At 42.7% G+C, this 15,723-nt stretch carries 17 protein-coding genes; 12 read left to right on the top strand and 5 right to left on the bottom strand.

The genetic code is table 11. The features are described 5' to 3' along the window. Positions 1–53: 53 nt before the first annotated feature. On the bottom strand, positions 54–794 hold the full coding sequence (gene prpE / locus ABC357_RS14075) for a bis(5'-nucleosyl)-tetraphosphatase PrpE (RefSeq protein WP_412888121.1): 741 nt from the start codon (positions 792–794) through the stop codon (positions 54–56). A 219-nt stretch (positions 795–1,013) separates the two neighbouring features. On the opposite strand from prpE, the gene mgtE reads away from it, so the two are divergent. Both mgtE and ABC357_RS14065 read left to right on the top strand, forming a co-directional pair. Then, positions 1,014–2,387 (top strand): magnesium transporter, encoded by a 1,374-nt coding sequence (gene mgtE, locus ABC357_RS14070; RefSeq protein WP_412888120.1) that lies wholly within the window; start codon positions 1,014–1,016, stop codon positions 2,385–2,387. Between the two features lie 453 nt (positions 2,388–2,840). After that, positions 2,841–4,991, top strand: a complete 2,151-nt coding sequence (locus tag ABC357_RS14065) for a peptidoglycan D,D-transpeptidase FtsI family protein (protein ID WP_412888119.1) — start codon at positions 2,841–2,843, stop codon at positions 4,989–4,991. A 278-nt stretch (positions 4,992–5,269) separates the two neighbouring features. On the opposite strand, the gene ABC357_RS14060 is transcribed toward ABC357_RS14065, so the two are convergent. Then, positions 5,270–5,593 carry a hypothetical protein gene (locus tag ABC357_RS14060; RefSeq protein WP_412888118.1) on the bottom strand — a complete coding sequence of 108 codons (324 nt, stop codon included), beginning with the start codon at positions 5,591–5,593 and terminating at the stop codon, positions 5,270–5,272. Next, entirely contained in the window at positions 5,593–5,802 is a 210-nt protein-coding gene (locus ABC357_RS14055) for a helix-turn-helix transcriptional regulator (protein WP_412888117.1), read from the bottom strand. Before ABC357_RS14055 ends, ABC357_RS14060 begins: the two co-directional genes overlap by 1 nt. 189 nt (positions 5,803–5,991) lie before the next feature. Here ABC357_RS14055 and fabI point away from each other — a divergent pair, with 189 nt between their 5' ends. Beyond that, positions 5,992–6,765 carry an enoyl-ACP reductase FabI gene (fabI, locus tag ABC357_RS14050; RefSeq protein WP_412888116.1) on the top strand — a complete coding sequence of 258 codons (774 nt, stop codon included), beginning with the start codon at positions 5,992–5,994 and terminating at the stop codon, positions 6,763–6,765. A 164-nt stretch (positions 6,766–6,929) separates the two neighbouring features. Then, positions 6,930–7,514 (top strand): CotO family spore coat protein, encoded by a 585-nt coding sequence (locus ABC357_RS14045; protein WP_412888115.1) that lies wholly within the window; start codon positions 6,930–6,932, stop codon positions 7,512–7,514. A gap of 40 nt (positions 7,515–7,554) precedes the next feature. Here the strand turns inward: ABC357_RS14045 and ABC357_RS14040 are convergent, their stop codons facing one another. Continuing rightward, entirely contained in the window at positions 7,555–8,082 is a 528-nt protein-coding gene (locus ABC357_RS14040; protein WP_412888114.1) for a CotY/CotZ family spore coat protein, read from the bottom strand. A 131-nt stretch (positions 8,083–8,213) separates the two neighbouring features. Between ABC357_RS14040 and ABC357_RS14035 the strand changes: the two genes are divergently transcribed. The 6 genes from ABC357_RS14035 (at position 8,214) to spoVIF (ending at position 11,874) form a co-directional block, all read left to right on the top strand. After that, positions 8,214–8,567 carry a DUF1360 domain-containing protein gene (locus tag ABC357_RS14035; protein WP_412888113.1) on the top strand — a complete coding sequence of 118 codons (354 nt, stop codon included), beginning with the start codon at positions 8,214–8,216 and terminating at the stop codon, positions 8,565–8,567. Positions 8,568–8,907: 340 nt separating this feature from the next. Beyond that, positions 8,908–9,390, top strand: a complete 483-nt coding sequence (locus tag ABC357_RS14030) for a sporulation protein (RefSeq protein ID WP_412888112.1) — start codon at positions 8,908–8,910, stop codon at positions 9,388–9,390. Between the two features lie 40 nt (positions 9,391–9,430). Continuing rightward, the gene (spoVAD, locus tag ABC357_RS14025; protein ID WP_412888111.1) at positions 9,431–10,447 is read left to right on the top strand and encodes a stage V sporulation protein AD; all 1,017 of its coding nucleotides are present in this window, start codon (positions 9,431–9,433) and stop codon (positions 10,445–10,447) included. A gap of 35 nt (positions 10,448–10,482) precedes the next feature. Beyond that, positions 10,483–10,839 (top strand): stage V sporulation protein AE, encoded by a 357-nt coding sequence (gene spoVAE / locus ABC357_RS14020; RefSeq protein WP_412888110.1) that lies wholly within the window; start codon positions 10,483–10,485, stop codon positions 10,837–10,839. A 117-nt stretch (positions 10,840–10,956) separates the two neighbouring features. Further along, positions 10,957–11,103 carry a YjcZ family sporulation protein gene (locus ABC357_RS14015; RefSeq protein ID WP_412888109.1) on the top strand — a complete coding sequence of 49 codons (147 nt, stop codon included), beginning with the start codon at positions 10,957–10,959 and terminating at the stop codon, positions 11,101–11,103. Positions 11,104–11,619: 516 nt separating this feature from the next. Then, positions 11,620–11,874: a sporulation-specific transcription regulator SpoVIF gene (gene spoVIF, locus ABC357_RS14010; RefSeq protein WP_412888108.1), complete on the top strand. Its 255-nt coding sequence runs from the start codon at positions 11,620–11,622 to the stop codon at positions 11,872–11,874. Between the two features lie 81 nt (positions 11,875–11,955). On the opposite strand, the gene ABC357_RS14005 is transcribed toward spoVIF, so the two are convergent. After that, positions 11,956–14,229, bottom strand: a complete 2,274-nt coding sequence (locus ABC357_RS14005; RefSeq protein WP_412888107.1) for a UvrD-helicase domain-containing protein — start codon at positions 14,227–14,229, stop codon at positions 11,956–11,958. Positions 14,230–14,427: 198 nt separating this feature from the next. Between ABC357_RS14005 and ABC357_RS14000 the strand changes: the two genes are divergently transcribed. Together ABC357_RS14000 and ABC357_RS13995 are read left to right on the top strand one after the other, a co-directional pair. Continuing rightward, positions 14,428–14,721, top strand: a complete 294-nt coding sequence (locus tag ABC357_RS14000) for a hypothetical protein (RefSeq protein WP_412888106.1) — start codon at positions 14,428–14,430, stop codon at positions 14,719–14,721. Positions 14,722–14,890: 169 nt separating this feature from the next. Continuing rightward, a complete protein-coding gene (locus tag ABC357_RS13995; RefSeq protein WP_412888105.1) occupies positions 14,891–15,481 on the top strand; it encodes a YdcF family protein in 591 nt (196 codons plus the stop codon). Positions 15,482–15,723 lie beyond the last annotated feature (242 nt).

The following is a 15,723-nucleotide window of genomic DNA, read 5'->3' as shown; positions in this document are numbered from 1 at the left end:
AGCCGGGCCCTATCTTCAAAAGCGGAGCTCGGCAAGCATCATCTGAAAGATGTTTACAAATCCAATTCCCTGAACTTTTCAGGTACAAGAGGCATGGTTGAGGGAACGTCCACTAATTCTTTTTCCGGGTAGCGAAGAGCGGTCAATTTGCCTCCGAAAACACACCCTGTATCAATATTGTATGTATTATTCTGGATAACGGCATTCTTTACTGGGGTATGCCCGTATACAATGGTTGCTTTTCCTCGGTAATCCTTTGCCCAATTCCTGCGGATAGGATAACCGTCACTATGGAACTTCCCTGTGATATCTCCATACAAAACAAATGATTTAACCCGTTTATCGTAGCGGCCTATAAAATCCTCGCGAATGCCTGCGTGGGCAATAATGAGGTTACCGCCATCTAAGATCTGGTAAAGGGGTGAAGCTTCGTATAACGTTACAAACATTGAACGGATCTGATTTTGCTCTTTTTTACTTAGAGAGGTATATTCAGCAACAGTGGTCTCCAATCCATGCGTTACGCTCACGTCTCGTCCGAGAAAGAAACGGTATAATTTATTGCAGTGGTTGCCTGGTGTATAATAAGCCTTCTTTTGGTGAATAAGCGCAGAGACAATTTCAATGACTTTAAGAGAGGCTGGCCCACGGTCCGTCAAATCGCCCACAAAAGCGAGCAAGCGTCCTTCAGGATGCTCTGGAATCCCGCTATCCCATGCATAGCCGAGTTTTTCTGTTAATAAGTGAAATTCTTCGAAACACCCATGGATATCTCCGATAACGTCAATTTTCATAATGTTTGCCTCCTTCTTTTTTAGTGAATATAGTGAGTAGTATGGCCATAAGGGGAAAAGATACTATAGAACCATTGTAAAATGGCTGCAAGTGTTAGAAAAGCCATTCGCTTTATAAAAATATTTTCGGCAATGAAAGACATAAGCACAGGCTATTTGCTAGTATAAGTAGGCAAGCATTAAAAAAGAAATGTGTGTTTGAGAGGAGGTAATGCTTATATGACTGAGCAAAATGAAAAAGAGTCACCAAAAATGGATGAAGAGTTGCTGATGAACGCCCTGAAGAATGAAGAGCTGGATGCTTTCCGGGAAGAATTCATGGACCTTCATCCATATGACCAGGCAACATTTTTTGAAAAACTGGATGATGAGTATCGATCGGTCATTTATCATTACCTGTCTCCCGAAGAAATGGCGGAACTGTTCGAGAACCTGGAAGTGGAGGAAGATGAATACCAGGAAATTTTAGCTGAAATGGCACCTACATATGTGGCGGATATGCTATCGCAAATGTATGCCGATGATGCGGTCGATGTCTTAAATGAGCTGGATAAGGAGCAGGTTGCTAGCTATTTGACCATAATGGATACAGATGCGGCTAAAGAAATCAAGGAACTACTCCATTATGAGGAATATACAGCCGGGAGTATCATGACGACCGAATTTATTTCCTTGGCGGCAAACCAAACTGCCCGTTCGGCGATGAATATTCTGAAGAAAGAAGCACCACGTGCCGAAACGATTTATTATGTGTATGTTGTGGATGAAGATAAAAAATTGGCCGGTGTCATTTCTCTTCGTGATTTAATCATTTCCGATGATGATACTATGATTGCTGACATTATGAGTGACCGTGTAGTTTATGTCTCGGTAAGCGAAGATCAGGAAGAAGTAGCGCGTACGATGAGAGATTATAACTTTCTTGCTGTCCCTGTCGTGGATTTTCAACATCATTTGCTTGGCATTATCACGGTCGATGATATTATCGATGTTATAGATGAAGAAGCTTCCGATGATTATTCCAAGTTAGCTGGTATATCGGATGTCGACAGTGTTGACCGCCATCCTTTTTCGGCAGCCAAGAAACGTCTTCCATGGCTGATTATACTGCTGTTTCTTGGGATGATGACCGCCAGTTTAATAGGCCGTTTTGAGAACGCACTGAGCCAGAAAGCAATTCTGGCAGTATTTATTCCTCTGATTGGCGGGATGGCGGGGAATTCTGGAACTCAAGCTTTGGCGGTTGCCGTCAGGGGAATTGCGACAGGGGATCTTGAGCGTGAAAGTAAATGGAAGCTAATCATCAGGGAAGCGGGGACTGGTGTCATAACAGGAGCGACAAGCGGCCTATTGGTAACAGGCGTTGTTTTTTTATGGCATGGCGATTTCTTCTTAGGGTTATTGGTGGGTGCATCCATCTTTGCTACCATTATCGTTGCGACTATGGCAGGAAGTTTAGTGCCGATTTTGATGCATAAAATGAAAATTGACCCTGCGGTGGCCTCAGGTCCGTTTATTACAACGATTTCCGATATTATTTCAGTGTTAATTTATTTTGGCATGGCGACTATCTTCATGAGTTATTTAATATAAAATCCCGACCGGCGTTTGCCGGTTTTTTGTTTGTCCAGCAAATCAGTCGCAAAGCCTTAAGGCATGAAAAGCCAAAAGAAGGAGCGCTCTTCTCTATCGTAGTAGGCGTCTTTGGTATAAGCGACGAGCTATTCCGCACCATCGAAGTGCGATAGAAGGGCTATGGCAAGAAAACCTAGTTTCTCAATGGATGCAGCCGTGTATTGAGGGGATCTAGGAAACTCTTGAGGATGTCTTGGATGAATAGGCCCCATCCTCGAAGGCGATTCACCTTATAAAACGGCTGTTGGCTTCGTTTTTTATTGACTTTATCCGATTTCTGCGCCAGTGACAATCCTGTTGCATCCATGCCTATTTCCTTTTCTGTTTGAAGTCATTTCGATTGCATTTTTATGCCTAAAAAGGATTAAATAAAGTGGACGAACAAGATTTGAAAACAAAGGGGAGACATGCTTGAAAAAGAAAAAGAAGACATTTTTGCCTGTGAGGCTGTCCCTACTGTTTTTTGCGATTTTTCTTTTATTTACGGCATTAATTCTCCGTTTGGGAACCTTACAGGTCCTTCACGGGAATGCGTATAAAAAGGAACTGGAGAAAACGGACGATCTAACGGTATCGACCGCTGTTCCACGGGGGATCATTTACGACCGGAACGGAAAAGAGGTAGTGGGCAATTCTGCCGTAAAGACTATCACGTATACCCGTCCTAAAAACACCAGCTCAGAAGACATACAGAAAGTAGCAGAAGAGCTAGTCAAATTAGGGATTCATAAATCTACCGATGAAATTCGCGATCGGGATAAAAAGGATTTTTGGCTGCTGATTCATCCGAAAAAGGCAAAGAAAAAAATTTCTAAAAAGGATCAACGGTTGTTTGAAGAAGAAAAAATCGATGATAAGGTCATTTACCAACATCAATTGAAACGAATCACAAAAGAAGACTTAGCCACTCTTACACCTCATGAACTAGAAGTACTTGCCTTTTACCGCGAAATGGCGAGTGGGCGGACGCTGACTCCTCAAATCGTCAAAACGAAGCGAACCAAAAACATCAATGGTACCATTAAGAAGGTGGAAGAGGTCTCAGACTTGGAAGAAGCTCGGGTTAGTGAAAACTTGGAGAACCTTCCAGGAATCGATGTAACCACCGACTGGGAACGGACTTACCCCTATGGCAGTACACTTCGAAGCGTACTTGGGAATGTCTCAAAGTCCAACCAGGGGCTTCCCGCTGACAAGTTGAAGTATTACCTGAAACGGGGCTATAGCCGAAATGACCGGGTGGGTACCAGTTATCTGGAAGCCCAATATGAAGACATCTTAAAAGGCGAAAAAAGGAAAGTCCAGTACATTTCAGACCGGACAGGGAATATCGTAGATTCCAAGGTATTATCGGAGGGGAAACAAGGCGACGACCTTGTCTTATCTGTAGATATGGACCTGCAGAAGGCGTTGGATCAAATCTTGGAGGATACCGTAAAGCAAAGAGGCGTAAAGGGAAATACGTACATGATGGACCGGGCATTCGCTGTCATGACGAACCCGAATACTGGCGAGCTCCTAGCCATGAGCGGGAAGATGCTTGTGACGGATGAAAAGACCGGGAAGACCGAGATGCAGGATTACGCCCTCGGTGCGTTCAATTCCAATTACGTGAGCGGATCGGTCGTCAAAGGGGCAACAATCCTTACCGGCTATCAAACAGGTGCCATTTCTCCAGGGACTGTATTTTATGATGCACCGATGAAGATACCGGGCTTAAATAAATATAAAAAATCGTGGAAGAATTTAGGGCCGGTCAATGATCTGGACGCCCTGAAAATGTCATCCAATGTCTATATGTTCCGTACGGCGAATGCGATTGCGGGTGTGCAGTATCATCCGAATGGTACCTTAGGAGTCAAGCCAAACGATTTTGAGAAGATGCGCCATTTCTATCATGAATTCGGCCTCGGCGTCAAGACGGGCATTGACTTGCCTGGTGAATCGAAGGGGTACTACAATAAATACGATTATACACCTGGTAAGATTTGGGACCTCGCCATCGGGCAGCTTGATTTATACACGCCCCTTCAGCTTGCTCAATATGTTTCCACCATTGCAAATGATGGCAGCAGACTTCAGCCTCATCTTGTGAAAGAGGTCCGTGAACCAAGTAACAGTTCCAAGAAGCCGGGTGCTTTGATTCACACAGTGGAACCCAAAGTACTCAATAAGATCGATATGAAGCAATCTTGGATTGAACGGGTGCAAGAAGGATTTAGACGGGTTATGCAAGAACCAGGCGGTACAGGATACAGTGCCTTCGGTGATGCGAAGTATGATATCGCCGGTAAATCAGGAACCGCGCAAACTCAATATGGTGGACCTATAAAGGCAGTCAATAAACGATACGGTGCGGAAGATATCATCAACTTATCCATGATCGGATATGCGCCGCAGAAAAACCCTGAAGTGGCCATATCTGTGGTCGTTCCTTGGGCGTATGCTGGAAATTCAGGCCCCAGCCCGAACATGGAAATCGGCAGAAAAGCGATGGATACGTATTTCAAATTGAAAGAGGACCGGGAAAAACAGGCAGAGAAAGCTAAGAAGGCAGATTAATCTGCCTTCTTTTTGATATCTTCATAGACCATTACGAAACCGCTCATTATTCTTCACTAGCTCCTCGGAGGGTAATCAGCTAGCCTTTGAGCTATCCCTCTTAAGCTTGTCGGTTCTGAGCAGATACTTTCGCTTTTTTATTCCCGGTATATGTTGCTTAGGGTGATGAAGTAGACGCTTGATAGTGTAAGGGGCACAAGCAGGATGACCATAATTGGATAATATGGGATGGTCTCATTGATGAATGGATAAAAAAGCATAAGGATGGCGGCAAGCGGCTAAGTATACCACATTGCAATATAGGAGTTGCGGGCTGCTTTCGCCGCTAGTTGTTCATTTCGTTCATCGGTTTCATGGAGGGGGTGGGCATGGTACAGTGTTTCTTTTGTCTGTTTGGAATCTTTGTAAAAAAGATATGTGAATAGGCCGCCGAACAAAAGAAAAACGAGGATGGAATGAATGTTGAAGGAAACGTTGAATGTTGGTTCCTCTAAACGAAAATAATCGGCCAGCTCTGTAATAGGTTGATACAGTGATATTAACATCCACCCGGACAATACGATGCATCCAACGCAAAAAATGGCGTTTCTCTTGATTTTCATTATTTTTCCTCCTCTTTCATTGTAAAAATGTGTTCAATGGGAATGGAAAAAACGTCGCTTATTTTCATTGCCAACAACAAGGAGGGGATATAGCTCCCTTTTTCCAACGCGACGATGGTTTGCCTTGAAACATGTACAGCAGCGGCCAAATCAGATTGAGTGAGATGGTGCTTTGCGCGTAACTCCTTAATGGTATTAATAATCGGCATATTCTTACCTATTTTCCTTTTTATTCAAATTGTAAAGTCGACTATACCTTTTGTCAAGCTGGGTTTACATTTTAAAAGAAATATAGCTGAAACAACATTGTGCTCTTTCCATAAGTTGCATTTTTCGTTATAATTGATTTAGTACTAGGTACTAATAACTTGTTATAAAATAATGGAGGTACTTACAATATGACACTTTCTTTAGAAGGCAAAACGTTCGTCATAATGGGCGTAGCCAATAAGCGCAGTATTGCATGGGGAATTGCCCGTTCTCTTCATCAATCCGGTGCCAACTTGATTTTTACATATGCAGGAGAACGTTTGGAAAAAAATGTGAAGGATTTAGCTGCTTCTCTTGATGAAAAATATGCGGTCATCCCTTGTGATGTAACAAACGATGATGACATTGCGGTGTGCTTCAAACAGATTAAAGAAGAAACTGGGGTTATCCATGGCATTGCGCATTGCATCGCTTTTGCCAATAAAGAAGAATTGGACGGCGACTACCTGAATACCACTAGAGACGGTTTTTTGCTTGCGCATAATATCAGCTCTTATTCATTGACCGCTATTGCCAAGGAAGCGCGAAATGTTATGACTGAAGGCGGCAGCATTATCACTCTTACTTATCTTGGAGGCGAACGTGTCGTATCGAACTATAATGTAATGGGTGTCGCGAAGGCTTCTTTGGATGCAAGTGTGAAATATTTGGCGAGCGATCTAGGCAAACAGGGGATACGCGTCAATTCCATTTCTGCAGGTCCAATCCGTACGCTGTCTGCAAAAGGAATCAGCGATTTCAATACGATCCTGAAAGAAATTGAGGAAAGCTCTCCGCTTCGCCGCACGACTACTCCTGAAGAAGTGGGAGACACTGCTGTTTTCCTTTTCAGCGATATGTCCCGCGGGATTACAGGTGAAAATATTCATGTTGATTCCGGGTTCCACATTATGGCTCGTTAATGTAAAGACGATAATGCCTCCTGCCAATTGGGCAGGAGGTTTTTTTCTGCTTTTACAAGCAGGGGATGAAGGAAGCGTGTACTGGCATAAATTTCTCTAATATGCATACATATCGTTATAGAATGAACATTTTTCAGTAAGAAGACAGGTCAGGAGGAGTGGCAATGGGTAAAGAGTCGGAGCATAAACACCCTTATATGTATATTGTGCAGCCCGAAATTGAGCCTCCGGATGCAAATATGCAATCGCAATATAGATCCGCTGTAAAGCCTGGGGAAGCAGAAGTTGTCGATGTGGATGATGCATCCAGCGATCATGAAATAATGCAAGTACAAGATGAAGTAAGGGTAGTCAGTACAGAGAATGTGAAGGAAAATGAAAAAGACGATGTCGAATCCGAAGAGGTGATAGAGATTTCGACAGGGATACAGGACGTTTCGGATAAGGCAAAAAGAAATGATGCAAAGGATAACAAGAGGAGGATGAACAAAGAGAGAGCGATCAAAAAACAAAAAAAGCAACGGTTTTCAGAAATGTCGAAGGAAGATCTGTTAAACTATCTTGCCTATATGCCGGGTGCTGTTCCTAGGCCAATATGCAATATTATGATTGATGGGGAAGATCTGATAGGGCAAGTGTTAAGAAAGAGAAATAATGTATACATGATCAAGCTTTTTTTTGAGGACCGAGAGGAAACGATAGCAATCAAAGAGGAAGAAATCGAAGCTATACAGGTTGGAAACCTTTAAATAAAAAGAGGCTACTGCAACAGTAGCCTTGTTTTTTCGCCTACATTGTATGAATCGGTGGCAAGCAAGTGACAGACGTCGCAGCTTTTAAATCCAATGTAATACAAATACCGGTACGGACGATTTTTTTTGCATCGTTCAATGCAGCCAAAAATTCATCGAAGGCAGTAGGGTATTGCTGGTCGTGATGGTCACCACGGCTTTCATCTTCACTTTCATCGGACTCGTAGTCATGATACGCCACAATCGGCTTCAATAGCTCCAATGTAGCACAGCACGTATCCTCATCCACTTCACTGACACGGAACAAGAAGCTTCGGATTACATTGAACATTTTGTCGTCTGTTCCGCATCTAAGTGCTCCCACACCTGCGAATGGCTGGCAGTTGCAGGTAATCAATACAGGAATGGTATCAAAACCTCTAATTTTTACACGACCCTTAAGTTCATCAATGGCTTGTTGACAACCAGATCTGCAATCATCTTCTACTCTTTCTTGAGCTTCAGCTACAGATACCAATGTTGAACAAACACAGTCATTTGTAAATTTGTCATGTCCACAACTCATTCGTATTCCTCCTAATAGTTATTTAACATCTGTCACTTACAGAGTATGAAGGGACAGTGTAAAAGGAATGAGTTACATGCCCATTTTTGGTGTATTTGCCATTGAAGGTAATAGGAAAGAGGTGGAAGTATATGATTGGAAATGCATTGGATTTTTTTTTATTAGCGTTGGCAGGCTTCAGGCTTACAAGGCTGATTGTGTTTGATAAAATCACAGCTTTTATGAGGAAGCCTTTTTTTGAGGAAGCAGAAGAAAAAAATGAAAAGGGAGAAATGGAGATCTATATCGTTCCCTATAAATCGGGATTAAGGGGCTGGATCGGTGAATTGCTCAGCTGTTACTGGTGTACGGGCATGTGGATGGCAATCCTGGTGGTATTGGCACACTATTTTTTCCCTTATTGGGCAGGGCCGATTATTGTCGTACTTGCTGTTGCCGGCCTCGCTTCCTTGCTTGAGAGCGTTGTCCAGAAACTTGTGGAGTAGTTTTTTTGAAAACGCTGGGCATGTGTATGGAACAAGCTTACCATTTTAACATATGTTACAAATATAGCGAATAAAGCTTGGCCATCAATACAAGGTAAGGGAGGCATACTTTATGATGCAAAAGAAATTCTACATTCCACAGGATGCAAAATCCGTGAAAAAGCAAGAGGGATGGACGAAGAAAAAAGGAGACTGCGGTTGTGGCAAAAAGAAAAAATCTTATTGAATATGCTTAACGAGAATGAAGAAATGCAGAGATGCATTTCTTTTTTTATTATCCTTATATTTTTTAGTAACTTGCAAAAGATAAAGAAAGAATCCGTTTATGAGGAGGGAGAAAATGAAAAGAAGCCGTTATATGAAAAAGGTGGCGGTAGCCCTTGTTTTATTTGCCTTTGTATTGGCGGGTTGTTCGGATAAAAAAGTCGGAGACGCCAAAATGTCGCTATTCCGGACGACTAATCCGCATCCCGCGGTATTGTATGAATCAAAAGAAGAATTTGCTTTTGCTGAAGACGTACATAAATATGTTTTATCGTTTCCTGAAATCTATGATGCAGCTATTATCACAGGAAAAAAGAAGGTGCTGGTCGCCTATAAAGTAAAGCACATGAAACGTTTTGGCATGAAAAAGATCGAAAAAGAACTGAATAAGAAGCTGGAGAAAAAGTTTAGCGACCATTCCTTCACCGTCTCCAGCGATTATAAAATTTTCCTTGAAGCTGTTAATTTGAATGAGCATTTAAAAAATCCGAGCTTTTCTAGGAAAAAAGCAAGAAAGGACTTTAAAAAGATCATTGAATTGCAAAAGGAAAAAACATGATGCAGTAGGCGCATAGCGCTTTTAGAAAGGAGGTTGCTATATGCTCTTCGGTAAACAATCGTGGTCATTTGCCAATGCGCCTGTTATCTTGGCGACTGGCGTAACTGGCGGAACATATGAAGCGGAGGGGCCTCTGGCCAGTGATTTTGATTTGCTTTATAAAGACGACTATGCAAATGAAGAAAGCCATGAAAAAGCACACCGTAAATTATTGGAGGATGCTGTGGAGATCGCATTGAAAAAAGAAACGGTCTCTAAGGAAGAAATCCAGTTTTTTATTGGTGGAGACTTAATCAATCAAATGACCCCGACTAGCTTTGCTTTGCGAAAAGTAGGCATTCCCACCATGGGTGTTTACGGAGCATGCGCTACGGCGATGGAAGGGCTTGCCTTAGCGGCTTTCATTGTCAACCATAAAGGGGCGGAAAATATTTTAACAGGGGCATCAAGCCATAAAGGTGCGGTTGAGAAACAATTCAGGTATCCGAATGAATATGGAGGCCAAAAACCGCCGACATCGCAGCGTACAGTGACTGGTGCCGGGGTTGCTTTAGTTTCGGCCAAGAAAGAGCAGGGCATTTCGTATCCCACACTTGAAAGTGCAACGATAGGAAAAGTGATAGATATGGGGCTTTCCGATCCTTACAATATGGGTGGAGCCATGGCGCCGGCTGCAGTTGATACAATTATGGCCCATCATCGGGATCTTGGCCTCGGCCCAAATTATTACGATGCTGTCATTACCGGAGACCTGGGAAGCAACGGGCGGACAATTGCCTATGATTTATTCCAGGAAAAAGGCTTCCTGATCGAGGAGCAGCGCTTCATGGATTGCGGAACGATGATTTTCAGCAAGGATCAGCAAGTTTTCGCAGGGGCCAGCGGTGCTGGTTGTTCTGCGACTGTTTTGTATGGACATTTGCTGAATGAAATGAAGAAAGGAACGTACCGGAGGATCCTGTTGGTGAGCACAGGGGCTTTGCTGTCACCGTTGACGTTCCAGCAAAATGAAAGTATCCCTTGTACGGCCCACGCTGTGGCAATCCATTTTCGATAATGGATCTGTTTTAGGATAAGAAAGGAGGTTCGAAGATGCTTGCAATGTTTTTTTGGTCCTTTGTCATTGGCGGGTTGATTTGTGTAATCGGTCAATTATTATTTGATGTTGCCAAGCTGACGCCCGCGCACACATTAAGCTTGCTGGTAGTCATTGGGGCTATTTTGGCAGGTTTTAATTTATATGAGCCTTTTGTGGATTTTGCAGGTGCAGGGGCAACAGTCCCTATCATGAGTTTTGGCAATTCTCTCGTTCACGGGGCTATGCAGGAAGCCGAACAGCACGGAATCATCGGTGTTGTAACGGGGATGTTTGAGATTGCCTCATCAGGGATTTCCTCTGCCATTATATTTGGATTTTTAGGAGCGCTTTTGTTCAAGCCGAAGGGATAATAAAGGTTATACCGTTGATTCCGCCAAAATAGGCCCAGTAACTGGGGAAAAGCCCATACACATTTTGCAGGCAAGTCATATGTTAGATAAGAGCTAAGCGAAAGCGAGGTGATTGGTATGTACGGTGGCTGCGGATATGGGTATGGCGGCGGTTGCGGATATGGATACGGCGGTGGCTGTGGCGGCGGTTATGGATCTACATTTGTATTAATCGTTGTTTTGTTCATATTATTAATTATTGTTGGAGCATCCTTCTGCTGCTGACAACCGGAAACGGGACATTAAGTCCCGTTTTTCTTTTCTTTTACATAAAAAAACCCTCCAGGATCTGAAGGGATGTTTGAATGCCTATGGGCGCCAACAGCTACCGTACTGCTCATAGACAGGAGACCAGCATTTTGAAGGAGTATGATGTTTTTTAGGGGCGATACACGATGATGGAAAAGACCTCTGCTTATTGCCCTTGGAATGGTGGTGTTCTTTTATAGGAATATAATCTGAAGTGGATTCCTCATCGCGTTGGCGGCAGGGGCAACGCCGGGCAGTATCCAAACGGAAAGAAGATTTCCAGGAGTCAATCATTGTATGGCGCCGCCGGGAAGGAGAATCTGATTCATGCCGATGTGACATAAGAATACCTCCTTTCTTTTATATCCATCATATGTGGCCGTTTTATTTTTGCGAATATAGAGTCTGTTGGGGATGGATTGGGATTCCCGTTAGTTAGGAACCTATTTGCCGATCCGGCATATAATGACCTTACGTAAAGGGGGGCTTATTATGGACTCGAATTTTTTTAAGAATATGGAAAAGAAAACGGGCGTTAATATGAAGGATGTCATGGAACTTGCAGGCTCGCTGCAAGGTGCGAACTTTAAAGATGAAGCGACTGTGCGCGGTGTGATTCAACGTGTTTCTAAAATGGCGGGAAAGCCTGTTAATCGGGAATTGGAGGATAAGATTGTCAACTCGATCATCAATGATGGGAAACAATTGGATTTTGGGACAATTGCCAATATGATCAATAAGAAATAATATACTTATGGTTTTTACGGAATACAATTGCCGGCCCTGTGAAAAAGAGCAATCATCCATTTAGGTTGATTGCTCTTTAGATTAGATATATAAAAATCTGGAAGGGTACGTGGCTTTTCCGCCCCTGCTTTGCAAAATGCTGAAATAGAGTTCGTTTTTAGCGCGCGTTGCCGCCACATACATAAGGCGCCGTTCTTCCTCAAGTGCATGTTTAACGCCTTTACGATACTCATCCATGGCATAATCATGGGGTAGGCCGCCATCGACAGCGCTGAGAATATATACATTATTGTATTCGAGACCTTTTGAACGATGGATGGTTGTAAGCGTAATTGCCTGCGGGAAGTGCTTGGACAGCTTCTTGACTTCCTTATTCATCGCACTCATATGGTCTGCATGCATCAGAAAAGATTGGCAATCCAGAAACCTTTTTGCGGCTACCTTCAGGTTTCGGACATCATCAGAGCCTTTTTCCATCTTGCTTCCTTCATTTCCGCGCTTTTTCACATAATCGGTAAAGCCTACTTCTTTTTCAATCCGTTCAAGAGCAATCGAAGGAGGCAAATGCTGTAAGTTACGGATTTGTCCCGGTAATTTAGCAAGCTTCCGTTCTTGGAAAGCATGTCCGGTTTTTAGCTTCGATAAAGCCGTTAATGCATTGCAGTCTTGTAGAATCATTTGGGCTTTGATTTCCTGCAATAGGCTTTGCTTCAAGAAAAGCGAGGGAAGCAAATCAGAACAGGCATGGATGTCATCTTGATCAATGCTTAACCTTAAATAAGCAAGCATGCTCTTAACGATTCTCCGTTGATAGAAGGCTTCCGAATCTTGATCAATGACAAAAGGAAGATTAGATTCGGCCAGCCGTTCAAAAATGGCCCTGGACATCGTATGAGTCCTATAGAGAATGGCAAAATCGGAAGGAGAAGCTCCTTTTTCAATTTTTTCTGCAATATCTGTTACAATCATCGTGGCTTCTTGTTCTTCATCGAGTGGATAAAAGAGGGTGGGAGCCTCGCCTTGATTGTGCTGTGCAACCATCTTCTTATCTTTCCTCTTTTCATTTTTGGCGATAATCCGGTTGGCCGTTGCGACTATCTGGTGGGAAGAACGGTAATTTTGTGCAAGTTTGATCGTTTTAGCTGCAGGATAATCGCGTTCGAATTCCAAAATAAATGATGGATCGCTGCCGCGGAATGCGTATATACTCTGGTCGTCATCCCCCACTGCGCAAATATTTTGGCAGTCCTTGGTCAGCATTTTCATCAGCTTATATTGGACTTTGTTAATATCTTGGAATTCATCGATTAATATATATTGGAAGCGTTCCTGATATTTTGCTAGAATGTCGGGATTCTTGAGAAACAAAGTATAGCAGCCGACAAGCATATCATCGAAATCGAAGCGTCCGCTTTGTTCTTTGCTGGCTTCGTATTTACGGTATAGGTAAAGGCAGTCTTCCTCCCATTTATCGCTTGGACGCACATCATTCGGGAATAGAAGTGAATTTTTCCAGAGTCCGATTTGCTGCAAAGCTGCATCGTATGCAAACTCTTTGTCGTCCAGCCCTTTTTCTCGTCCAGCCATTTTAAGGATGTTTTCTTTTTCCCAATCAAATTTAATCAGGGCTGTATTTTGCCAATTCTGCCTTTCGTGGAATAGCAGGATTTTGTAAAAAATGCTGTGGAAAGTGCCTGCTACCAATCCATGAACATCAGCGGGCGTTATTTCAGGGTAGGAAAGCAATCGTTCCTTCATTTCTTTTGCTGCTTTGGCCGTAAACGTCACTAGCAGGATTTTGGATGGAGCGACATCGCACGCCTTCATCAAATACGCAGTCCTTGCTGTTAAAACCCGTGTTTTTCCGCTTCCGGCACCTGATAGTACAAGCAAAGGCCCTTTAGTAGTCAGTACAACGGATAGCTGTTCGGCATCAAGCGAGATATCGTGCTCCAGCAAATTTTTGAGATAAGGGTGAATATGCAGAGCGAGAGGCGCTTTCTCAGACGAATAGGGAGGGTTTCCGATTATTTGTTTTGATTTTTTAAAGGCAATGGATTCAGTTGTTTTAGTAATGCTTCTTGCTTTCGGAAGGGTAAAACCATTCACTTCCTGTCCGCCGTGGCCTTTGGTGTCCATCGGTGATTCTGCGACAGGCAGTTTGCAATCCGCTTTTTCTTTTCCAATATGATAAAAATAAGGTTCTTTGGCGATGCCAAAATATAAACGTACTGGTTCCCCGCAAACGGGACAAGATAGTTTTCCTTTTTTCCCGCGTTCAAATGTCAATTGAAGGAGCTCCGGGGATAGGTGTGCAAGATTGATTGTTTCTTGATTGTATTTTGCTTGTTTCATAGTGCTTTCCCTCAAATCATTTTCACTTTGGTTAAAAGATTCCATCCTCCATCTTATCAAATCTATCGGTAAACAAAAAGAACAACATTTTATGTTTGTTTAGCGTAGCGGAAGGGTATTGATTAAAAAAGCAGAATATTCTATATAATAGACACACTTCCATACATATAGATATCAATAATAAAGGAGTGATTAACATTGGCATTTGTTATTCCCGTAACCCAGTATGAATATGTGCAATACGGCAACCGGACCGCTTATATCGAGGAAAGGAAAAAGCAAATGCAGCATGTGAAAGGATTGCAGCCGGTATTCAGAATAGTCCTTGACCATGCCGGAGAGAAGAATGAAGAAGAAGATTTACATGAAGAGGCATATACGTCCAGCAAGTTGAGCAGGCCTTCGGAAAAGGCGGGCTATCAATTAAATTCCAAACCCGTAAAAGCTCCGAGAATAACCGGAAAAGGAATGCTTCTTGATGAAATGATTTGATGGTTTAAGGCCAGCTTTGGGTTCTAACTCAGAGTTGGTTTTTTTGTTTGAACGGGATTGAAAAAAATATCGTTTTTTGATGAAAAATGGTAGATTTTTAGAAAGAAAACAATGTATGATGACTATGTCAGTATGGATGATAAGTACTAAATAAAGGTGAATGGTAAGTATGGTTAAGTATGTCAAAGGTGTATTGATTGTTGTATTTTGTTTCTTGCTTTATACAGGCTTAAGCGTCTACTCTTTCGGGCTTGAGGATAATGATGGAAAGACGGATGCCGCCATTGTACTTGGTGCAGCAGCCTGGAACGGTAAACCTTCACCGGTTTTGAAAGAAAGACTTAATCATGCAATCGAGTTATACAAAAAAGGGAAAGTCGATTATTTAATATTTACAGGCGGCACTGCACCAGGAGAAATTAAATCGGAAGCAAGGACATCAAAGGAGTATGCAATAGAACAGGGTGTAAATCCGCGGAGAATCATTATAGAAGAAAAATCGGCGGTGACGGAAGAAAACTTAAAATATGCGATGGAGGAAGTAAACAAAAAGCATATGACGTTTGATTCCTATACGCTTGTAAGCGATCCTTTGCATATGAAGCGATCTGTCTTGCTGGCGAAGCAATTGAATATGGAAAATGTGTATTCATCACCTACGCCGACATCCGCCTATCGATCCTTTGAAGCTAAATTCCCTTTTTTTGTAAAGGAATGGATGTACTACACTGGTTATATTGTTATGACCCCTTTTCGATGAAACGTATGGAAAACCTTCAGCATAAACAAGAGTGTATCAGTCCCTCTTCTTTATGCTGAAGGTTTTTTTGATGGGAACCCACTCAATACATGCAATCCAACTCTCTTTGACTGTCTTTGCAATGATGGGCCGTGCCTCATTATTTTTCATTCAATTCTGCATTTGCTATAATCAAGAAGTATTGCCGGTCCCCGCCTGCTTATCGACCGCCAGTCAGGACGCAAGGGTGAGGGAAGCAATAT

It is taken from the genome of Bacillus kalamii, assembly GCF_047238185.1.
Taxonomy (GTDB): domain Bacteria; phylum Bacillota; class Bacilli; order Bacillales; family DSM-1321; genus Bacillus_AD.
Note: the sequence above shows the minus strand (reverse complement) of the source record. Positions and strands in the feature narration are given on the sequence as shown.